The sequence below is a fragment of the Serratia sp. 506_PEND genome, from assembly GCF_001076875.1.
In the GTDB taxonomy this organism is placed as follows: domain Bacteria; phylum Pseudomonadota; class Gammaproteobacteria; order Enterobacterales; family Enterobacteriaceae; genus Serratia; species Serratia marcescens.
Genome location: NZ_JVEL01000534.1, coordinates 1 through 1544, shown reverse-complemented (window position 1 = coordinate 1544; position 1544 = coordinate 1). Strand labels below are relative to the sequence as shown.

The window sequence follows — 1544 nt, the reverse complement described above, 5'->3', positions numbered from 1 at the left end:
CTGCTGCTGTGGCTGGCGGCGGCGGGCTGGCTGACCGACCCGGATGCGCAGCTCGCCCTGGCGCTGATGACCGGGGCCGGGGTGCTGACCGGCCTGTTCAATGCCGGACGGCGCACCGCGCTGTCCGGGACTGGCGCCCTGGCGCTGGGGGCGGCCCTGGCCGCCGGCCTGCTGGGCCTGCTGTGGCTGGCGGTCGCCCTGGCGACCGGCTGCGGCGAATAACAACACCAACAACATCAACAACAACGAAGGAGGCGGTATGCGACAGGCGAAGGGCCCGTCACGGCGGGCGGTGTGGTGGGGGGTGCTGCTGTTCTGCGCCCTGTTCTGGGGCGGCGCCCTGATGCTGATACTGGCGCTGGTCCGGCCGGACTGACGCCGGACGCGCCCCAACAAAGAGGCGGAGGTGAACATGAGACACGTGATAGCCCGGCTGTCGTGCCGGCAGGGCGGCCCCCGGCACGGTCGCCGGGTGCCACTGGAGATGCTGGGCCTGCTCTGGCTGGTGTGCACCGGCCTGACGGTGACGGCGGACGTGGCCGCCGGTCTGCACCGCACGGCGCCGGTCTTTTTCCCGGTGCAGGGCGTGGTCTGCGACCGCGACCGCGGGTTCTGCGCCGATGCCTGGGGGCTCTCCATGGCCGAGACCGGCCGTTACCTGGGGCAGGCGGCCCTGATGCGACTGATGGACGCGCACGCCCTGGACATGCCGGTCGACCGGATGCGCTTCGTGCTCAGCAACGGCGTGGTGTGCGACAGCATGGCCCGCACCTGCTGGCGCGACGCCGGGCGCCGCACCCCGGACCCCGCGGTCACCCGCGCGCTGTACGGCATGCCGGCGCAGGAGGCGGGTGATGCACCGGCCGCCTGAGGTGCGGGCCGGGCGGCTGGCGGTGGTCGACGCCTGCCCCTACGGCCGTCGGGGGTTGGCGGCCCTGCTGCAGCGCACCCATCGGCCCGCGCCGGACGACGCGGTACTGACCGCGGCCACCCAGGCCGCCCTGCCGTCGGCAACGGCGGACACCGACTGCCTGATGGTGCGCCTGTCGCCGTCGCCGCTCACCGCGCTGCTGCAGTTGCTGTCGCTGGCCGACACCGTGCGCCGCCTGCACGTCCGCCACCTGGTGGTGCTGTCGGTGTTTGCCACCGCCGCGGTCACCGCCCTGCTGGCGGCCGGCGGCCTGTCCTGTCCCGTCACCCTGCTGCCGGCCCGCGCCGGCCTGGAGTGGCTCGATGACCGCCTGACGCGCGGGGCGACCTGCAGCCCGGTACTGCCGGCCGCCGTGCCGCTGAGCGACACCGAGCGCCGGGCCCTGTGCCACAGCCTGGCGGCCGAGACGGCCCAGACCCAGGCCCGCCGACAGGGGCTCAGCCCCAAGACGGTGTATCACGCGCGGATGCGCGCGCTGCGCAAGCTGGGCGTGCGTCACCTGCGGGCGCTGGTGAACCGCCTGGACGCCGCCCGCGAGGCGCCGCCGTCAATGACCGCCGGGGCGCCTGCCCCGGCCAGCCGGACCGGCGCGCCGCGCCCGGCCGGCCCTTCA

The 1544-nt window shown here is 75.0% G+C and carries 3 protein-coding genes; all 3 read left to right on the top strand.

What is annotated here, in order from left to right:
* Positions 1-222 (top strand): hypothetical protein (locus tag ADK28_RS32270; protein WP_048796765.1); only part of this gene is annotated, 222 nt, incomplete at its 5' end.
* A gap of 262 nt (positions 223-484) precedes the next feature.
* Positions 485-871 carry a YcgJ family protein gene (locus ADK28_RS22910; RefSeq protein ID WP_048796764.1) on the top strand — a complete coding sequence of 129 codons (387 nt, stop codon included), beginning with the start codon at positions 485-487 and terminating at the stop codon, positions 869-871.
* Positions 855-1544, top strand: a 690-nt coding sequence (locus ADK28_RS22905) for a hypothetical protein (protein WP_048796763.1), incomplete at its 3' end; no start/stop codon positions are given. The genes ADK28_RS22910 and ADK28_RS22905, both read left to right, overlap by 17 nt.

Excerpts from the sequence above, each read along its gene's own strand:
- ADK28_RS22910 (WP_048796764.1), top strand. The coding sequence starts at position 485 with ATGCTGGGCCTGCTCTGGCTGGTGTGCACCGGCCTGACGGTGACGGCG.